16 protein-coding genes are annotated in these 17472 nt (G+C 72.2%); 13 read left to right on the forward strand and 3 right to left on the reverse strand.

Annotated elements, in window-relative coordinates; translation table 11 throughout:
• From ACFWRT_RS24360 to ACFWRT_RS24370, 3 genes are read left to right on the forward strand one after another with little or no spacing between them, the layout of a single operon-like run.
• Positions 1-2169, forward strand: a complete 2169-nt coding sequence (locus ACFWRT_RS24360) for a VMAP-C domain-containing protein (protein WP_380952517.1) — start codon at positions 1-3, stop codon at positions 2167-2169.
• Positions 2169-3119 (forward strand): AAA family ATPase, encoded by a 951-nt coding sequence (locus tag ACFWRT_RS24365; protein ID WP_380952516.1) that lies wholly within the window; start codon positions 2169-2171, stop codon positions 3117-3119. The genes ACFWRT_RS24360 and ACFWRT_RS24365 overlap by 1 nt, the downstream gene beginning before the upstream one ends.
• A 2-nt stretch (positions 3120-3121) precedes the next feature.
• Positions 3122-6526, forward strand: a complete 3405-nt coding sequence (locus ACFWRT_RS24370; RefSeq protein WP_380952515.1) for an SAV_2336 N-terminal domain-related protein — start codon at positions 3122-3124, stop codon at positions 6524-6526.
• Between the two features lie 7 nt (positions 6527-6533).
• On the opposite strand, the gene ACFWRT_RS24375 is transcribed toward ACFWRT_RS24370, so the two are convergent.
• A complete protein-coding gene (locus ACFWRT_RS24375) occupies positions 6534-6782 on the reverse strand; it encodes a DUF6011 domain-containing protein (protein WP_380952514.1) in 249 nt (82 codons plus the stop codon).
• Positions 6783-6979: 197 nt separating this feature from the next.
• On the opposite strand from ACFWRT_RS24375, the gene ACFWRT_RS24380 reads away from it, so the two are divergent.
• From ACFWRT_RS24380 to ACFWRT_RS24390, 3 genes are all read left to right on the forward strand, one after another.
• On the forward strand, positions 6980-7945 hold the full coding sequence (locus tag ACFWRT_RS24380) for a DUF389 domain-containing protein (RefSeq protein ID WP_380952513.1): 966 nt from the start codon (positions 6980-6982) through the stop codon (positions 7943-7945).
• 145 nt (positions 7946-8090) lie between these two features.
• Positions 8091-8615 carry a GNAT family N-acetyltransferase gene (locus tag ACFWRT_RS24385; protein WP_380952512.1) on the forward strand — a complete coding sequence of 175 codons (525 nt, stop codon included), beginning with the start codon at positions 8091-8093 and terminating at the stop codon, positions 8613-8615.
• Positions 8616-8673: 58 nt separating this feature from the next.
• The gene (locus ACFWRT_RS24390; protein WP_128850240.1) at positions 8674-9162 is read left to right on the forward strand and encodes a glutathione peroxidase; all 489 of its coding nucleotides are present in this window, start codon (positions 8674-8676) and stop codon (positions 9160-9162) included.
• A gap of 60 nt (positions 9163-9222) precedes the next feature.
• On the opposite strand, the gene ACFWRT_RS24395 is transcribed toward ACFWRT_RS24390, so the two are convergent.
• Positions 9223-10449, reverse strand: coding sequence for an acyl-CoA dehydrogenase family protein (locus tag ACFWRT_RS24395; protein WP_380952511.1), 1227 nt, complete (start codon positions 10447-10449; stop codon positions 9223-9225).
• A 186-nt stretch (positions 10450-10635) separates the two neighbouring features.
• Here ACFWRT_RS24395 and ACFWRT_RS24400 point away from each other — a divergent pair, with 186 nt between their 5' ends.
• Positions 10636-11310, forward strand: a complete 675-nt coding sequence (locus ACFWRT_RS24400; protein WP_380952510.1) for a TetR/AcrR family transcriptional regulator — start codon at positions 10636-10638, stop codon at positions 11308-11310.
• Positions 11311-11404: 94 nt separating this feature from the next.
• Here the strand turns inward: ACFWRT_RS24400 and def are convergent, their stop codons facing one another.
• Positions 11405-11956 carry a peptide deformylase gene (gene def / locus ACFWRT_RS24405; RefSeq protein WP_380952509.1) on the reverse strand — a complete coding sequence of 184 codons (552 nt, stop codon included), beginning with the start codon at positions 11954-11956 and terminating at the stop codon, positions 11405-11407.
• A 114-nt stretch (positions 11957-12070) separates the two neighbouring features.
• Between def and ACFWRT_RS24410 the strand changes: the two genes are divergently transcribed.
• The 6 genes from ACFWRT_RS24410 to ACFWRT_RS24435 all read left to right on the forward strand — a co-directional run bounded on the left by ACFWRT_RS24410 (position 12071) and on the right by ACFWRT_RS24435 (position 17470).
• A complete protein-coding gene (locus ACFWRT_RS24410; protein ID WP_380952508.1) occupies positions 12071-13309 on the forward strand; it encodes a Mur ligase family protein in 1239 nt (412 codons plus the stop codon).
• Between the two features lie 34 nt (positions 13310-13343).
• On the forward strand, positions 13344-14072 hold the full coding sequence (locus ACFWRT_RS24415; RefSeq protein ID WP_030567487.1) for a type 1 glutamine amidotransferase: 729 nt from the start codon (positions 13344-13346) through the stop codon (positions 14070-14072).
• Between the two features lie 175 nt (positions 14073-14247).
• Positions 14248-15273 carry a 6-phosphofructokinase gene (locus tag ACFWRT_RS24420; protein WP_006122876.1) on the forward strand — a complete coding sequence of 342 codons (1026 nt, stop codon included), beginning with the start codon at positions 14248-14250 and terminating at the stop codon, positions 15271-15273.
• A 111-nt stretch (positions 15274-15384) separates the two neighbouring features.
• Positions 15385-16332 (forward strand): cytochrome c oxidase assembly protein, encoded by a 948-nt coding sequence (locus ACFWRT_RS24425; RefSeq protein WP_380952507.1) that lies wholly within the window; start codon positions 15385-15387, stop codon positions 16330-16332.
• 66 nt (positions 16333-16398) lie between these two features.
• On the forward strand, positions 16399-16557 hold the full coding sequence (locus ACFWRT_RS24430; protein WP_043186658.1) for a hypothetical protein: 159 nt from the start codon (positions 16399-16401) through the stop codon (positions 16555-16557).
• 196 nt (positions 16558-16753) lie between these two features.
• The gene (locus ACFWRT_RS24435; RefSeq protein WP_380952506.1) at positions 16754-17470 is read left to right on the forward strand and encodes a lysophospholipid acyltransferase family protein; all 717 of its coding nucleotides are present in this window, start codon (positions 16754-16756) and stop codon (positions 17468-17470) included.
• Positions 17471-17472: the final 2 nt, after the last annotated feature.

A 17472-nucleotide genomic window follows, 5' to 3' on the forward strand; every position in this document is an offset into this window, starting at 1 on the left:
GTGGACTGGTTCACCGCGCCAGGACCGTCCGGATCGGCCGATCCGCAGCGTTTCGTGGTCTCCCTGCTGCGCGCCGACGACGGCAGGACGGCGGGCGCCGGGGTGATGCTGGCCGCCGGTCACCTGCTGACCTGCGCCCATGTGGTCAACGACGCGCTGGGGCGGGACATGTTCGCGGCCGGGCTGCCGGCCCGCGGGACGGTGACGGTCGTGGTGCACGGGGCCACCAGCACCCGCAGGTACGCCGGCCGGGTCACCCACTGGGTGGCGCCCCGCCGGCTGGACGGGCAGGGGCCGGTCCGCGAGGACCGGGACCAGGAGTGGCTCGGCGATCTCGCGGTGCTGCGGCTGGAGGTCCCGGGGTCCGAGCAGGTCGCGGTGCCCGAGCGGCGGCGGATGGCGGAGGGCCAGTCGCTGCGCGCGTGGCACGCCACCAACCTGCGCAGCTCGTTCGCCGACGTCCGGGTGAAGACCTGTGACGATGTGATCGGGTACGTGGACGGCGAGCCGATGGGCATGCCGATCGGCCCCGCCTACAGCGGCGGGCCGGTCTGGTGGGGTGCGGAGCGTGCCGTCGTGGGCATCGTCGCGGCGCACATCATGCCGCCGTCCGACCCGGCCACCGGGCACCCGTACGCCTTCAGCAGCCAGGACATCGCGCGGCGGAGCTGGTGCATCCCGTGGCAGCGGGTGGAGGAGGAGCTGCGGGCGGCCGGGGCGGGCCACCTGTTCGACCCTCTGACGGCGGCTCCCGACGAGGACCCGACGGTGGAGCTGCTGACGGATCTGATCGAGCGGGCCATGCCGTCACCGGTGCTGCGGGCCGACGCGGGCCGTGCGGTGGCGGAGCGCTTCGGCCTCTCCACCCCTCGGGACGGGTCGGCTCCGACGCCTGCCGAGTTCGCCCGGCTGCTGGTGGGCGAACCGCGCGCGATCGCCGCGCTCACCGAGGTGCTGCGGCGGGAGCCGGGCGTCGTCACGGATCTGCTCTCGATCGGGCCGCTCTCCCCTGCGTACCGCTTCCTCTCCTCACGGGAGTACCGCAGGCTGCACACGTTCCTGGACGCGCTGCCGGACCATCTGCTGGACCGGCTGCCGGAGACGGTCCGGGCCGCGCTGCCACTGGTCGCTCCGCTGTCGGTGGATCCGGGTTCGGTGGGGATCGACGCCCTTCTGGACGCACTGGAGTGCCTCGAGGGTGACAGCCGCACCAGCGCCGACGGCCGGGACGTGCGGGTGCCCGCGCTGCTGCGGGTGGTGGAGTACGTCGCCGTGCTGGGGTCGTCAGCGCAGCGCGCCGAACTCCGGCTCTGGAACAACGGGGTGGCCGCCCGGCTGGGGATACCGAGGTCGGCACTGGGCGAACGGCGCTCGGACGCCGGGGACTGGGCGGCGGCGGTCGCCTCGACGGGCGGGCCCGCCCGGCTGCTGGCCCATGTCGTGCGGGCCGACGGTGACCGGTTCCGGCTGCGCGTCTGGTGCGACGAGGGAGCGGGGCCCCGGCAGGTGCCGTCGGACGGCGGAGCCACCTATTCCGGGACGGAGGCCGCGGGCGAACTGCTGCGGGTTCTCCAATCCCTCTACCGCGACGATCACGAGGGGCGCCGGCCACTGGTCGAGGTCCTCGTCGACCGGGCCGGGCTCAACCTGCCGATCGACGAGTGGGAGTGCTTCGGGCCGGACGGTGTTGTGCCGGGCGTCCTGGGGGCCGAGTATCCCGTGGTCGTCAACTGCCCGGAACTCCTGCGCCGCAACGAACGTTTCCTCCCTGACTGGCGGCGCCGCTGGCGTGAGCTGGACACGGGCGCGTCGCTGCGGTTCGATGACGCGGCGGCCCAGCCCCGCGAGGTCTACGGCACCCTGCTGGACCGGCTCGACGCGGTCCGGGTGTCCGTCGACGCTCCCCCTCGCCCGCGTGACGAGATCGTTCAGGTGTGTCTGGCCATGGGGGTGCCGGTCGTGGTGTGGGACAGGAGCGGGAGCGGCGGGTCCGCCGCCGTCGAGCACATCTCCCGGGTGGCGACCCGGGGGCTCCCCGAGGGCGTGCGCTCCTACCGCGCCAAGTCCGTGCACGGCCCCGAGCAGTTCCCCGGCCGCCCGGTGCTGGCCTGGGCCGACGCCGACCGGACCGTTCCCCAGCTTCAGCTGTCCGAACCACAGGAGACTTGATGAGCACACCGACGGCCGGGGACTGGCGGATCTTCAAGGGTGACGGCGTCCGGCGCCAGGTGGCGATGCCCGGCGCGCCGCCGTGGCGCCGGTTCGGCGCGCCGGAGCGGGCGCGCGGGCCGCTGCCGTATCTCATCTCCGCCGAGCACGCCGACGTGGTCAACGCCGCCCTGCACCTGAGGCGGCCGCTGCTGGTGACCGGCCCGGCCGGCACCGGCAAGTCGTCCCTGGCACGGGCGGTCGCCCATGAGCTGAGCCTGGGGACGCTGCTGCGCTGGCCCGTCAACAGCCGCTCCAACGTGCAGGACGCGCTCTACCAGTACGACGCGATCGGGCGGCTGCGGGAGACCACGCTGAGCCGCGACCGGGGCGAGGCGGAGCCCTCCATCGGCAGCTTCATCCGCCTGGGCCCGCTCGGTACGGCGCTGGTGCCCGGCTCCTCGCCGCGCGCCCTGCTCGTGGACGAGATGGACAAGGGCGATGTCGATCTCCCCAACGACCTGCTGACCGTGTTCGAGGAGGGCGTCTTCGACGTCCCCGAGCTGATCCGGCTGCCCGAGGACCAGGCGACGGTGGAGGTCCTGACGGCCGACGGGGACGGGACCGCGACGGTGGAGCGCGGCCGGGTGCACTGCACGGAGTTCCCGGTGGTCGTCATCACCAGCAACGGTGAGAGGGACTTCCCGGCGGCGTTCCTGCGCCGCTGCGTCCGTCTCGATCTGCCGGTCCCCGACGAGGAGCAGTTGCGGGCCATCGTCGCCGCGCACCTGGGCGAGGAGGCGCTGCGGGAGATCGACGACCTGCTCCAGACCTTCCTGCGGCGCCGGGCCCCGGGCGAGCTGGCCACCGACCAGTTACTCAACGCCGTGTTCCTGCGCGGCAGCGGGGTCGACCTGGACGCCGAGGGGCTGCTGAACGCGGTGCTGCACCAGTTGTCGGGGACCGTCTGACCATGGCCGGGGCAGGGGTGGCCGACGGACCGGCGCGGGAGGAGGCGGACGACGGACTGGCTTCCGTGCTGCGGGTGTTACGGGACGCGGGGCACGAGCTCGATCCGCAGCAGGTCCTCGACGTGCTGTGGCTGGCCGGGCGGCTGCCGGCGGGGCCGGAGCTGCCGCTGGCCCGGGTCCGGGCCGTGGAGCGGGCCGGGTTCGCCGCCGCCGGGGAGCGCGCGGTGGCCGCCGAGCCCGCCCCGGACGGTCCGCCGGGCCCACCGGACGCGGAGACCGAGCGGGCGGACCGGGCCGCGCCCGAGCTGTTCGCCGCGCCGCTGCGTGCGCCGGGCCGCCCGCAGCCGCCGCCCCGGATCGCGGCGGCCGGGTCCCCCGCCCGTGAACGGTCCGCCCTGCCGTTGCGCGTACCGGAGTTCAAGGGACTGGCCGACGAGCTGGCCCTCGGACGGGCGCTGCGCCCGCTTAAACAGAAGCGGCCGAGCCGGTGGCGCCGGCAGTTGGACGAGGCGGCGACGGCGGCGATGCTGGCGGAGACCGGGCTGCCCGATGTCGTGATGCGGCCGGCCAGGGAGCGCTGGCTCGATCTGGTGCTCGTGGTCGACGACGGCCTCTCCATGCTGCTGTGGCACCGGCTGGCGGCCGAGCTGCGGACCATGATGCAGCGGCTCGGCGCGTTCCGCTCCGTGCGCTTCTTCGGCCTGGACACCCGGGCGTCCAACCCGCCGGTGCTGACCGGCCGCCCCTTCGACCCCGGCAGCGGCAGGATGCCCGCGACGGTCGTCACCGACCCCTCGGGCCAGACCCTGATCATGGTGGTCAGCGACGGGATGGGGACCGCCTGGCGCCAGGGCTCCATGCACGACGTGCTCCAGGGCTGGGCACAGGCCGGTCCGGTGGCCCTCGTCCACGCGCTGCCGCCGCATCTCTGGGAGGGGTCGGGGATCCAGGCGGAGCGCTGGCAGGCGACGACGCACCGGCCGGGCGGCGCGAGTGCCGCGTGGGCGATCACGGACCGGGTGCTGCCCGCCGGCCTCGCGGACTTCACCGGGGTCCCCGTCCCGGTGCTGGAGCCCTCTCCGACGGCCGCCCGGGACTGGGCCCGGCTGCTGACCTCGCCGGGGACGACCGTGGAGCTGCCCCTGCTGGCCCGGCCGAGGCTCCACGCGGCGGTCGGCCCGGCCCCCGCCGTGGGCGAGGTGCAGTCGTTCCGGGACGCGGCGACTCCCGGCGCGTACCGCCTCGCGGCCCATCTGGCCGCCGTCTCCCCCGTCTCCGTACCGGTGATGCGCCTGGTGCAGTCGGCCGTCCCGTGGCGGGCCGGGACGGGGGACCTGGCCGAGGTGTTCCTCGGCGGACTGCTCCGGCAGGTGGAGGCTCCGGTGCCGGGGCCGCTCCCCGCCCAGCACCGGATCTTCGACTTCGACGAGGACGTCAGAGGATCCCTGCTGGACACCGTGCCGCGCGCGGAACTGCTCCGCACCAGCCGGGACATCGGGCGTTCGTTGGAGCGGCTCGCGGGACGTTCACCGGACTTCCCGGCCTGGCTGGCACATCCGGACGGCATGGAGCGGCTCCCCGCCGCGTTCCGTTCGTTCACTGTCGTGGAGCAACGGCTGCTGGCCCGATTCGGAGTGGCCTCGCCGCGCTGGGCCGATCCGTCCCCGGCTCCCGGGGAGGATCCGGCGGTCGAAGCGTCCGGGCCCGGGGGGTGGGCGCCGTTGCTGCCCTCCGACCCTGAGCAGCTGGGCCCCTACCGGCTGCTGGGCCGTCGGCCGGGCAAGCGGACGATCGTCTACCGGGGCCGGGGCCGTGGGCAGGGGGCGGCCGTGCGGGTGGCACGGCCGGATCTGCCGGCGGCGACGACGCAGCTCCTGGCGACGGAGGCGGAGGCCCTGCGGCGACTCGACGGGCGGTACGCGCCCCCGCTGCTGGCCACCGGACTCACCGACCGGCCCGCCTGGATCGCGGTGGGGCTGGTGGAACCCGTCACCGCGCCTCTGCCGCTGTTGCGGGACCTCCTCGAGGAGGTCCCGCCCGGCCGCCAGTCCGCGCTGGACATCCTGGGCAGCCTGACGCTGGGCTGGCATCTGGCCGGCGCCCTCAGCCTGTGCCATCTGCAAGGACTCGTGCCGGCCCGGCTCGCCGCCGACACGGTGATCGTCAAGGGCCGCTCCGTCCTGCTGTCCGGACTCTCGGACTGCGCCGTGGACGGTGAGTACGCCGGTTCGGGGCCGGAGCCGACGCAAGCCGACAGCGTCCGGCAGCTGGGCGAGCTGCTGCGGCTGATCAGCACCAAGCGGACGCTGACACCCCATACCTCGCAGGACATGCAGTTGTGGCAGGGCGATTCCTGGCAACCGCTGCGGGACCAGGTGCTGCGCTGCGTGGACCCCGATCCCGCCCGGCGGCCCTCAGCCAGTGAGACGGCCGGGGTGCTGGCACGGTACGTCGCCATCGTCTCCCAGCGCACCCCGGGTTCCGGCGATCCGACCACCGGCGCGGAGAGCTCGCGCGGCGCACCGCGCCGGCCGCTGACGCAGGAGGAACCGCTGTCCCTCAGGGCCGGCGAGCGGGCGCTCGGCCTGTCGGCGGTCCGGCGGTGGGGCAAGGACCGGCTATGGCTGGAGGGCGCGCGCAGGCCCCTCGCGTACGGACGCCGGATCACGCTGGTCGGGTCGCACCGATCATGCGGGCGGGCCACGACGACCCATGTTCTGGGCTCGGTCATCGCCGCCGTGCGCGGCCGGCCGGTGCTGGCACTCGACGGCGCCCCGGACGCCGGCGACCTGTTCGGCAGACTGGTGCGCAGGAATCCGGCTACGGTCCGCGACCTCACGACGCTGCCGGTCGACGCGTCGTACGAGGAGGTACGGCGCTTCACCACGTCACTTCCCTCGGGCCTGGAGGTGCTGGCGCACGGTGCCGCGCACGCGAGCACCAGCCCGGCCTATCCGGACGAGTACCGCAGAGTGCTGGACATCGCGGACCGCCACTACCCGGCCGTTCTGACGGACTGGGCCTCGCCGCGTCTGTGGCGGTCGGCGCAGGTCGTGCTGGGCACCACGGACCGGTTGGTCGTCTGCTGCACCACAGGTACCGACTCCTTGACCGCGGCGCGCCGCACGCTGGACGCCGTGGCGGACCTGGGGTATCCGGCGCTGAGCCGGGATGCCGTCGTCGTGGCGACGCGGCTCAGCGGGACGCAGGCGTCGAGCGCCTCCGACCGACAGGTCAGGACGGAGTTTCCTGACGCGGGCCGACTGGTCTTCGTCCCTTTCGACCCCTATCTGTCGAGCAGCGGTGTGATCGACGTCGGCCGGCTGCGCTCCCGCTCGGTCAGGGCCTTCCTGGAGCTCGCCGCTCTGGTGTTGGACGAGGTGCCCGAGGGCGGGCCGGACGGCTGAGCGCCGTTCAGGTGCCCGGCAGCGGGTCCTGCTCGACCTCGTGGCGGCGGGTGCGGATGTCCGGCGGCGCGGGGTGCAGCTTGGCGTCGCAGGACGGGCCGAGGCCGGTGCGGCGGGAGTCCGCGCCGGTGAGGGGGCGGCCGCAGAGGCGGCAGCGGATCAGTCGGCGGGGCGGGGCGTCCTCGGCCGCCGTGTCCGGTGCGAGGGCCCGGTCGGCCCCGGGCAGCGGTTCGGGGAGGGCATCGGGAGTATCCACGCCCCGATCCTCCCAGTACGGCCCCGTGGCCGCCCGAGGGGGCGGCGGCTCCACGGCCGGCCGGTGCCCGGTTTGCCGAACGGGGCCGGGGCCGCGTTACTGGAGTGACCCCCGTGCCGCCGGCCGGGCGGAGTCCCGTCCTACGGAAGCCGGAGCCGGATCCGGAGAGCCGCAGCCGGAGCCGCGGAGGTAGCGGTATGGACATGATCCACATCCGCGCGGTGAGCCCGTCCGACCTCACCGACGAGGCCGTCGCCCTGCTCGCGGACGATCCGTGCGTGCTCAACCTGATCGTGCGGCGGGACGCCGCCCGCAACCCCGACGGCGACTCCATCGCCTGCGACGTCCTGACCGGGGCGGCCAACGACGTCCTGCACCGGCTGCGGACCCTGCGGATCGACCAGCGGGGCTCGCTGGTCGTCGAACCGGTGGACATGGCCTTCGCTTCCGCGGCCGCGGAAGGGGGGCGACGGGCACTCGGACCGCTGCGCGGGGCGCCGGTCTGGGAGCAGGTCGAGGCACGCATCCGGGCGGAGGGCCGGTACCGGCCGAGCTTCTACCTCTATCTCGTGATCGCGGGAATGATCGGTTCGGTCGGCATCGTCACCAACTCGCAGATCCTGATCGTGGCGGCCATGGTCGTCGGGCCGGAGTACGGGGCGATCGTCGCCGTGGCGCTCGGGATCGACCAGAGACACGGGGCGATGGTGCGGCGCGGCCTCTTCGCGCTGGGGACGGGCTTCCTCCTGACGATCGTCGTGACCTTCCTCTTCGGCCTTCTCATCCGTGGTTTCGGCCTGGAGTCGGACGCGTTCGACCGGGGGCTGCGCCCCGTCTCCAACCTGATCAACACCCCGAACTTCTTCTCCATCGCCGTCGCCACCCTGGCCGGGATCGTCGGGATCGTGTCGCTGACCGAGGCCAGGACGAGCGCGCTGCTCGGCGTGTTCATCTCCGTCACGACGATCCCCGCCGCCGCGGACATCGCGGTCTCCACCGCGTTCACCAGTTGGCGCGACGCCTGGGGTTCGCTCGTCCAGCTCGTGGTGAACATCGTGGTGCTGATCGTGGTGGGCGCGGCCGCGCTCAGGGTCCAGCGGGCGGTCTGGCGGCGGGTGGGCCTCCGGCGCGCCGACGGCACCGGCGGGGAGAAGGCGGCCTGAACGCGCTCCCCCGATCGGCGCCTCCCGCATATCGGGGACACCATGCGGATAGGAAGAGATACGGCGGAGGAGCCGGATCACGTCGGCGTCCGGCCCTGAGTCCCGTACCCCTCCCGCCTGTTCCGCTGTGAAAGGACCCCTGCGCATGACCGAGATCGTCCACGTGACCGGCCCCGAGCTGGTCACGTACGCCGATGAGATGGCCGAGCTGCTCGTGGAGACCGTCGAGGAGGGCTCATCGGTGGGCTTCCTGGCCCCGCTGGACCGGGAGAAGGCCGCCGTCTGGTGGCGGGAGCGCGCGGGCGCCGTGGAGTCCGGGGAGGTCTCCATCTGGATCGCCCGGGAGGGCGGCCGGGTCGCCGGGACCATCGCCCTGGTCCGGGCGCCGCTGCCGAACGCCCGCCACCGCGCCGAGGTCGCCAAGCTGATGGTCCGCCCCGCCGCCCGGGGGCAGGGGCTCGGGCGGGCGCTGCTGGACGCCGTGGAGGCGTACGCGCAGGTTCAGGGCATCGCGCTGCTGATCCTGGACACCGAGAGCGGCAGTCTGGCCGAGCAGGTCTACTGCAAGGCGGGCTGGACGGAAGTGGGCTCCGTACCGGGATACGCGGCCGACCCGGCGGGCAGCCTCAAGCCGACCACCTTCTACTACAAGGAGCTCGCCGGGCCCTGAGCGGCAACAGGCGGGCGGCACAATGGGCACCACGCACGCGATGATCAGGGAGAGCTTCATGACGCTGCACGACATTCCGCTGCACACCCTCGCCGGTGAGCCGACCACCCTGGGCGCCTGGAGCGGCCGGACCGTCCTGCTGGTGAACGTGGCGTCCAAGTGCGGGCTCACCCCGCAGTACGAGGGCCTGGAGCGGCTGCAGCAGACGTACGGGGACCGGGGGCTGACGGTGCTCGGTGTGCCGTGCAACCAGTTCGCCGGGCAGGAGCCGGGGAGCGCGGAGGAGATCGAGACCTTCTGCTCGACGACGTACGGCGTGACCTTCCCGCTCCTGGAGAAGATCGAGGTCAACGGTGCCGGCCGGCACCCGCTGTACGCGGAGCTGACGAAGCTGGCGGACGCGGACGGGGAGGCCGGGGACGTCCAGTGGAACTTCGAGAAGTTCGTGATCTCGCCGGCCGGTGAGCCGGTGGCCCGCATCCGCCCGCGCAGCGAGCCGGAGTCGACGGAGGTCGTGGCGGCGATCGAGGCGCAGCTGCCCGGCTGAGCGGTGGCGTGAACGTGAAGGGGGCCGTCCCGGGACGGCCCCCTTCTTCCGGCATGCCCGCTAGCGGATCGGCATGCCCGACAGCGTCCGCGCGATCACCAGGCGCTGGATCTCGCTGGTGCCCTCGAAGATGGTGTAGATCGCGGCGTCCCGGTGCATCCGCTCGACCGGGTACTCGCGGGTGAAGCCGTTGCCGCCGAGGATCTGGACGGCCTGCGCGGTGACCTTCTTGGCGGTCTCGCTGGCGTAGAGCTTCGACATGGAGCCCTCCGCCGAGGTGAACGGCTTGCCGGTGGTCGCCATCCAGGAGGCGCGCCACACGAGCAGCCGGGCCGCGTCGATCCGGGTGCGCATGTCGGCGAGCTGGAAGGCGATGCCCTGGTTGTCGATGATCGGGCGGCCGAACTGGGTGCGCGTCTTCGCGTAGTCGAGCGCGACCTCGTACGCCGCCCGGGCGGTGCCCACGGCCATGGCGCCGACGGCCGGGCGCGAGGCCTCGAAGGTGGCCATCGCCGCGTTCTTGACCCGCTCGCCGCCCGCCTTGGCGCGCTCCCGGGCGCGGGCGAGCCGCTCGTCGAGCTTCTCCTTGCCGCCGAGCAGGCAGTGGCCGGGGACGCGGACGTCCTCCAGGACCACCTCGGCGGTGTGCGAGGCCCGGATGCCGTGCTTCTTGAACTTCTGGCCCTGGGAGAGCCCGGGGGTGGCGGGCGGCACGATGAAGGAGGCGTGGCCCTTGGAGCCGAGGTCCGCGTCGACGACGGCGACCACCACGTGGACGTTGGCTATGCCGCCGTTGGTCGCCCAGGTCTTGGTGCCGTTCAGGACCCACTCGTCCTTGGCCTCGTCGTAGACGGCCCGCGTCCGCATGGAGGCGACGTCGGATCCGGCGTCGGGCTCGGAGGAGCAGAAGGCGGCGACCTTCACGTCGTTCGCGTCGCCGTACATCTGCGGGATCCAGGTGCCGATCTGCTCCTCGGTGCCGTTGGCGAGGACGCCGACGGCCGCCAGGCCCGTACCGACGATGGAGAGGGCGATGCCCGCGTCGCCCCAGAACAGCTCTTCCATGGCCATGGGGATGCCGAGCCCCGTAGGGTCGAAGAACTGCTGGGCGTAGAAGTCGAGGGAGTAGATGCCGACCTTGGCCGCCTCCTGGATGACGGGCCAGGGCGTTTCCTCACGCTCGTCCCACTCCGAGGCCGCGGGGCGGATCACATCCGCCGCGAAGCCGTGCAGCCAGTCACGGACCTGCTTCTGGTCGTCGTTGAGATCGAGTGTGAACTCGGCCATGTTCCCCTCCATGCACTGCCGTGAAAAGCATGCGTTACTTGCGGTAACCGCAGTCTGTTACCGGACAGTAGCCGCTGTCAACAGCCCCGGAGCTGATCGACAAGGGCGCCGGGCGTGGTGTTACGTTGCGCAGGCGCGAAGAAGCAGACGTGAAGAAATTGCAGGGCCAGGGGTGGGAGAGACGACATGGAGACCACACACGGCGCCGAACGGCAGCGGACCGCGGCCGAGGCCCGCCGCCGCGAACTGCTCGAAGCGGCGGACCGGGTGGTGCTCAGGGACGGCCCGCAGGCGTCGATGAACGCGATCGCCGCCGAGGCCGGGATCACCAAGCCGATCCTCTACCGCCACTTCGGGGACAAGGGCGGCCTCTACCGCGCGCTGGCCAAACGCCACACCGACGCGCTCCTCAGCGCCCTCCGCGCGGCCCTGGACGCACCCGCCGAGCGCCGCGCCCGGGTCGAGGCCACGCTCGACACCTATCTCGCCGCGATCGAGGCCCGCCCGCAGGTCTACCGCTTCCTGATGCACCCTTCCGATGACTCCGCCATCTCCGCGGAGGCCGCCCTCTCCCCCGAGCAGGGCTTCGACGTCGGCCGCCACTCCGCCCCGCTGCTGCGCCGCCTCGGCGAGGAGCTGGGCCAGGTGATCGCCGAGCGGGTGGACCTGGGCCCGGACGGCGAGCAGATGGCGCGGATCTGGGGCCACGGGATCGTCGGCATGATGCACGCGGCGGGCGACTGGTGGCTCGCCGACCGGCCCTGCTCCCGCGAGCGGCTGGTGCGCAGCCTCGCGGACCTGCTGTGGGGGCGGCTGACGGAGGCGGGCGACCGCGACGTCAAGGGCGGCCCTGGGTTCTAGCGGCCCGTACGCCGCTCCCGCACGAGGGCGGGCCGGGTTCCAGAGGCCCGTACATCTTCCGTACGTCTCCCTCGTACAGCAGCGGCCCTGGGTTCTAGGCCTCGTCCCTACGCGCCCACGGCGCCCGGCGCGCCGCTCGTAGCGCCCGGGACCTCCGCAGCCCGGTCAGCCGGTCGGTGTAGACCCGGCCCTCCAGGTGGTCGCACTCGTGCTGGAGGCACCGGGCGAACCACCCCGTCCCCACGATCCGCACCGGCTCACCCGTCATCGTGAAGCCCTCGACCACCGCGTGGTCGAAGCGTTCCGTGCCCGCTTCCAGACCCGGAAGTGACAGACAGCCCTCCGGTCCGCGTACGGTGAGTCCGTCCGCCTCGACCAGCTCGGGGTTGACGACGTGTCCCAGATGACGGACGTCGTCGTCGTCCGGGCAGTCGTAGACGAACACTTTGAGCGGGACGCCGATCTGGTTGGCGGCGAGCCCGACACCGTGCGCGGCGTACATCGTGGCGAACATGTCCTCGACCAGCCTCGCGAGCGAAGGCCCGAACTCCGTGACGTCCTCACAGGCACGGTGGAGCAACGGGTCGCCGAGCAGACTCATCTCACGGACGAGTCCGGAACTGCCGGGGATCGGGCGGTTTCGCATGGCGGCAAGCGTACGTTCCGCCGCGACCGGGGAGTTCCCGTGGTGCCGCGGTGCGGTCGCCGCGCCGGACATCGATAGGCTGGGCGCGGACCGATGCAAGGAGGATCTAGGACGATGGCAGGCAACACGGAGCCGTTGTCGCCGCGGGCCAAGCTGGCCGTGACGGCGGGCAAGGCCGCGGCGGCGGTGTCACGCGCCGCGGGGCGGGGCAGCGGATCGGTGATCGGCGGCCGGGTGGCGCTCAAACTCGACCCCGACCTGCTGGGGCGGCTGGCGCAGCACCTGGACGTGATCCTCGTGTCGGCGACGAACGGCAAGACGACGACGACCCGGCTGATCGCCGAGGCGCTGGGGGCCGCCGGGCCCGTCGTGTCGAACGCGCTCGGCGCGAACATGCCCGCGGGCATCACCTCGGCGCTGGCCGGCGGCTCGGACGCGAAGTTCGGCGTGATCGAGGTCGACGAGAAGTACCTGGCCGGTGTCGCCCGCGACACCACCCCCAAGGCGATCGCGCTGCTCAACCTCTCCCGCGACCAGTTGGACCGCGCGGCGGAGACCCGGATGATGGCCGAGCACTGGCGCGAGGGCCTCTCCGGCTCCAAGGCCGTGATCATCGCCAACGCGGACGACCCGCTGGTCGTCTGGGCGGCCTCCTCCTCGCCGAACGTGGTGTGGGTGGCGGCCGGTCAGGCGTGGAAGGACGACGCCTGGTCCTGCCCGTCCTGCGGCGGTGTGATGCAGCGCCCCGGCGAGGACTGGTTCTGCGGGCAGTGCGGCTTCCGCCGCCCCGCCCCGAGCTGGGCGCTCAACGGCGACTACGTCCTGGACCCGCACGGTTCGGCCTGGCCGATCCACCTCCAGCTCCCGGGCCGCGCCAACAAGGCGAACGCCGCCAGCTCGGCCGCCGTCGCCGCCGTCTTCGGGGTGCCGCCGCAGGTCGCGCTGGAGCGCATGTACCAGGTGCAGGCGGTCGCCGGACGCTACGACGTGGTGAGCTTCAACAACCGTGAGCTGCGGCTGCTGCTGGCGAAGAACCCGGCCGGCTGGCTGGAGACGTTCTCGCTGATCGACCCGCCGCCGACGCCGGTGATCCTCTCCGTCAACGCGCGCGGCGCCGACGGCACGGACACCTCCTGGCTCTGGGACGTCGACTACACCCAGCTCGCCGGCCACCCGATCTTCGTGCTCGGCGACCGGAAGCTGGACCTCGCGGTCCGCCTCGAAGTCGCCGGTCTCGACTTCCGGGTCTGCGAGAACCTCGACGAGGCCGTGCAGTACGCGCCGCCCGGCCGTATCGAGGTCATCGCCAACTACACCGCCTTCCAGGATCTGCGCCGTCGTGTCGGCAACTGACCCCGGCCCCGGCCACCTCCGGAGAGGACGAAGCATGAGCAACAACGGTCTGCGTCTGGTCTGGGTCTACCCCGACCTGCTCAGCACCTACGGCGACCAGGGCAACGCCCTGGTCGTGGAGCGGCGGGCCCGGCAGCGCGGTCTGGATGTGCAGCGCGTCGACGTGCGCAGCGACCAGCCGGTGCCGACGTCCGGCGACATCTATCTGATCGGCGGCGGCGAGGACCGGCCCCAGCGCCTCGCGGCGGAGCGGCTGCGCCGCGACGGCGGGCTGAGCCGGGCCGCGTCCAACGGCGCGATCATCTTCTCGGTCTGCGCGGGGTACCAGATCCTCGGCCACGAGTTCATCAACGACCTCGGTGAGCGCGAGCAGGGTCTCGGCCTCCTCGACGTGGTCTCGACCCGCGGCGAGGGTGCGCGGTGCGTCGGCGACGTACTGGCGGACATCGACCCGCACCTCGGTCTGGAGGCGCTGACCGGGTTCGAGAACCACCAGGGCGTCACCCACCTCGGCCCGACGGCACGGCCGTTCGCCCGGGTGCGGTTCGGCCGGGGCAACGGCACGGGGGACGGCACGGAGGGCGCGTACAACGACACGGTCTTCGGGACGTACATGCACGGCCCCGTGATGGCCCGCAACCCGCAGATCGCCGACCACCTGCTGAAGCTGGCGCTCGACGTGAACGCGCTGCCGCCCACGGACGACCGCTGGTACGAGGCGCTGCGCGCGGAGCGGATCGCCTCGGCGACACAGCCCGCCTGAGGCGCTCCGCGCTCGCGTGAGCAACGTCCGCATGAGGGATTTTCCGCTCGGTTGAGCGGAGTCCAGCAGGCGGACGCACGGTTCGGTCCCGCCACCCTGCGCCGGTAGGGTGGCGGGGATCCAACCGGACGACGTGGTCCGGTCGTCGACTCAACGTTGCAAAGGTTTCCGGGCCATGCGCATTGGCGTACTCACCTCCGGCGGCGACTGCCCCGGCCTCAACGCCGTCATCCGTTCCGTCGTGCACCGCGCGGTGGTGGACCACGGCGACGAGGTCATCGGGTTCCACGACGGGTGGAAGGGCCTGCTGGAGGCCGACTACCGCAAGCTCGACCTCGACGCGGTGGGCGGCATCCTGGCCCGAGGCGGCACGATCCTCGGCTCCTCCCGGGTGCAGCCCGCGCACCTGCGCGACGGTGTGGAGCGGGCCCGCGGCCATGTCGCCGACCTCGGCCTCGACGCCATCATCCCGATCGGCGGCGAGGGCACGCTGAAGGCGGCCAACCTCCTCTCCGAGGCGGGACTGCCCATCGTCGGCGTCCCCAAGACCATCGACAACGACATCGCCTCCACCGACGTCACCTTCGGCTTCGACACCGCCGTCGGTGTCGCGACCGAGGCGCTGGACCGGCTGAAGACCACCGCCGAGTCCCACCAGCGGGTGCTGATCGTCGAGGTCATGGGCCGTCACACCGGCTGGATCGCCCTGCACTCCGGGATGGCGGCCGGCGCCCACGCCATCGTCGTGCCCGAGCGCCCCTTCGACATCGACGAGCTGACCGCGCTGGTCGGCAAGCGCTTCTCGGCGGGCAAGAAGTTCGCCATCGTGGTGGTCGCCGAGGGCGCCAAGCCCCGTGAGGGCTCCATGCAGTTCGAGCAGGGCGTCAAGGACATCTACGGCCACGAGCGGTTCGCCGGAGTGGCCACACAGCTCTCCGGTGAGCTGGAGCAGCGGCTCGGCAAGGAGGCCCGCCCGGTCATCCTCGGCCACGTCCAGCGCGGCGGCACGCCGACCGCGTACGACCGCGTCCTGGCGACCCGGTTCGGCTGGCACGCGGTGGAGGCGGCGCACCGGGGCGAGTTCGGGATGCTGACCGCGCTGCGCGGCACCGACATCGTGATGGTCCCGCTGGCGGAGGCGGTCGAGACGCTGAAGACGGTCCCGGCCGAGCGGTACGCCGAAGCGGAGTGCGTACTTTAGTTCGCCGCTCTTCCAGAACTGCCCCCGGCCGCGAGCGCGGCCGGGGGCAGTTCTACGCTGTACCGGACAACCGGCACGAAACGGGGACGTGTCCCCATCGGGAGTGAACAGATGGATCACAGCGGGCACGGCATGAACATGGATCTGCCGCCGTTCACGCTGGGACGGGGGCTGGAGCTGTCCGTCGAGCCGTTCTTCCTGACCGGCTGCCTCCTGGCGCTCGCCCTGTACGGGTACGGCGTGGCGCGGCTGCGCCGGCGCGGGGACGGCTGGCCGGTCAACCGGATCGTCTTCTTCACCGTGGGCGTGCTGAGCATCGCCCTGGTGATGTGCACCAAGCTCAACGACTACGGCATGGTCATGTTCAGCGTGCACATGGTGCAGCACATGGTGATCAGCATGCTGTCGCCGATCCTGCTGCTCCTGGGCGCCCCGGTGACGCTGGCGCTTCGCGCGCTGCCGCCTGCCGCCCGGGGCCGGACCGGGCCGCGCGAGCTGCTCCTGAAGCTGCTGCACAGCCGCTACATGAAGATCATCACGCATCCGGCGTTCACGATCCCGCTCTTCATCGCGAGCCTGTACGCGCTGTACTTCACGCCGATCTTCGACTTCCTGATGGGCTCCAAGCCCGGCCACATCGGGATGATGGTGCACTTCCTCGCCGTCGGCCTGGTCTTCTTCTGGCCGATCATGGGCGTCGACCCGGGCCCGCACCGGCCGGGCTATGTGATGCGGATGCTGGAGCTGTTCGCCGGAATGCCGTTCCACGCGTTCTTCGGGATCGCGCTGATGATGGCGACCACCCCGATGGTCAAGACGTACGAGAATCCGCCCGCGTCCCTCGGTATCGACGCCCTCAGCGACCAGAACTGGGCGGGCGGCATCGCGTGGGCGTTCAGCGAGATCCCGTCCGTGCTGGTGCTGATCGCGCTGGTCTACCAGTGGTACCACTCCGAGCAGCGTGCGGCGAAGCGCTCGGACCGGGCCGCCGACCGCGACGGGGACAAGGAACTGGAGGCGTACAACGCCTATCTCGCGTCATTGCAGGCGCGACAGTAGCGCCGGGGGCGTCATCGGGGTGACCATGGAGTGAACGGCCGCGCGGCCGACGAGGAGGGTACGCGCATGTCCGGATCGACGAAAACCATGGGATATCTGACCGTCGGGGCGCTGGTCACGGTGACGGCCTACACGGTGGCCCTGGGCAGCAGTGGCTGGCTCTGGTTCGGCTGGATCGTGCTGGGGCTCTGCACGCTCGGCATGCTGGCCACCCAGGACACCTGACGGGTGACGGGCGCGGCGGACACGCCTGACGGGCCTCGTGGCGGGTACGAGCCGGTCGACCGGTTCCGCCACGGTCGCACGGTGATGCCGGGGACCTACACTGACGTCCCCGGCACAACCATGACCTGGTAGTACGCAGCGACCTGGCAGAACGCAGCCCTGACGCCGGCCCGGCAGAGCGAGGTGCACCCACAAGGTGTTTTATTACATCCTGAAATATGTCGTGCTGGGGCCCGTGCTGCGGGTGCTGTTCCGCCCTCGGATCCAAGGTCTGGAGAACATCCCGGAGGACGGCGCGGCGATCGTCGCGGGCAATCATCTCTCCTTCTCCGACCACTTCCTCATGCCCGCCATCCTCAAGCGGCGCATCACCTTCCTCGCGAAGGCCGAGTACTTCACCGGCCCGGGCATCAAGGGCAGGCTCACCGCTGCCTTCTTCCACAGCGCGGGCCAGATCCCGGTGGACCGCTCGGGCAAGGACGCGGGCCAGGCGGCGATCCGCGAGGGCCTGGGCGTGCTGAGCAAGGGCGAGCTGCTGGGGATCTACCCGGAGGGCACCCGCTCGCACGACGGCCGGCTCTACAAGGGCAAGGTCGGGGTGGCGGTCATGGCGCTCACCGCGGGGGTGCCGGTGATCCCGTGCGCCATGCTCGGCACGTTCGAGATCCAGCCGCCCGGCCAGAAACTCCCCAAGATCAAGCAGGTAGCGATCCGGTTCGGTGAGCCGCTGGACTTCTCGCGCTACGCGGGGATGGAGAACCAGAAGGCCGCGATCCGGGCCGTGACGGACGAGATCATGTACGCGATCCTCGAACTCTCCGGCCAGGAGTACGTCGACGAGTACGCGGCGAAGGTGAAGGCCGCCGAGCAGGAGGCCGCGCCGCCGAGGAAGTTCCCCAAACTGCGACGCTGACG

This window comes from Streptomyces cyaneofuscatus (assembly GCF_042718795.1).
Classification (GTDB): domain Bacteria; phylum Actinomycetota; class Actinomycetes; order Streptomycetales; family Streptomycetaceae; genus Streptomyces; species Streptomyces cyaneofuscatus_A.

Bases quoted from the DNA above. Each gene is read 5' to 3' on its own strand.
- ACFWRT_RS24365 (WP_380952516.1), top strand. From the start codon at position 2,169: ATGAGCACACCGACGGCCGGGGACTGGCGGATCTTCAAGGGTGACGGC.
- ACFWRT_RS24370 (WP_380952515.1), top strand. From the start codon at position 3,122: ATGGCCGGGGCAGGGGTGGCCGACGGACCGGCGCGGGAGGAGGCGGAC.
- ACFWRT_RS24380 (WP_380952513.1), top strand. From the start codon at position 6,980: ATGGACATGATCCACATCCGCGCGGTGAGCCCGTCCGACCTCACCGAC.
- ACFWRT_RS24385 (WP_380952512.1), top strand. From the start codon at position 8,091: ATGACCGAGATCGTCCACGTGACCGGCCCCGAGCTGGTCACGTACGCC.
- ACFWRT_RS24390 (WP_128850240.1), top strand. From the start codon at position 8,674: ATGACGCTGCACGACATTCCGCTGCACACCCTCGCCGGTGAGCCGACC.
- ACFWRT_RS24395 (WP_380952511.1), bottom strand. From the start codon at position 10,449: ATGGCCGAGTTCACACTCGATCTCAACGACGACCAGAAGCAGGTCCGT.
- ACFWRT_RS24400 (WP_380952510.1), top strand. From the start codon at position 10,636: ATGGAGACCACACACGGCGCCGAACGGCAGCGGACCGCGGCCGAGGCC.
- def (WP_380952509.1), bottom strand. From the start codon at position 11,956: ATGCGAAACCGCCCGATCCCCGGCAGTTCCGGACTCGTCCGTGAGATG.
- ACFWRT_RS24410 (WP_380952508.1), top strand. From the start codon at position 12,071: ATGGCAGGCAACACGGAGCCGTTGTCGCCGCGGGCCAAGCTGGCCGTG.
- ACFWRT_RS24415 (WP_030567487.1), top strand. From the start codon at position 13,344: ATGAGCAACAACGGTCTGCGTCTGGTCTGGGTCTACCCCGACCTGCTC.
- ACFWRT_RS24420 (WP_006122876.1), top strand. From the start codon at position 14,248: ATGCGCATTGGCGTACTCACCTCCGGCGGCGACTGCCCCGGCCTCAAC.
- ACFWRT_RS24425 (WP_380952507.1), top strand. From the start codon at position 15,385: ATGGATCACAGCGGGCACGGCATGAACATGGATCTGCCGCCGTTCACG.
- ACFWRT_RS24430 (WP_043186658.1), top strand. From the start codon at position 16,399: ATGTCCGGATCGACGAAAACCATGGGATATCTGACCGTCGGGGCGCTG.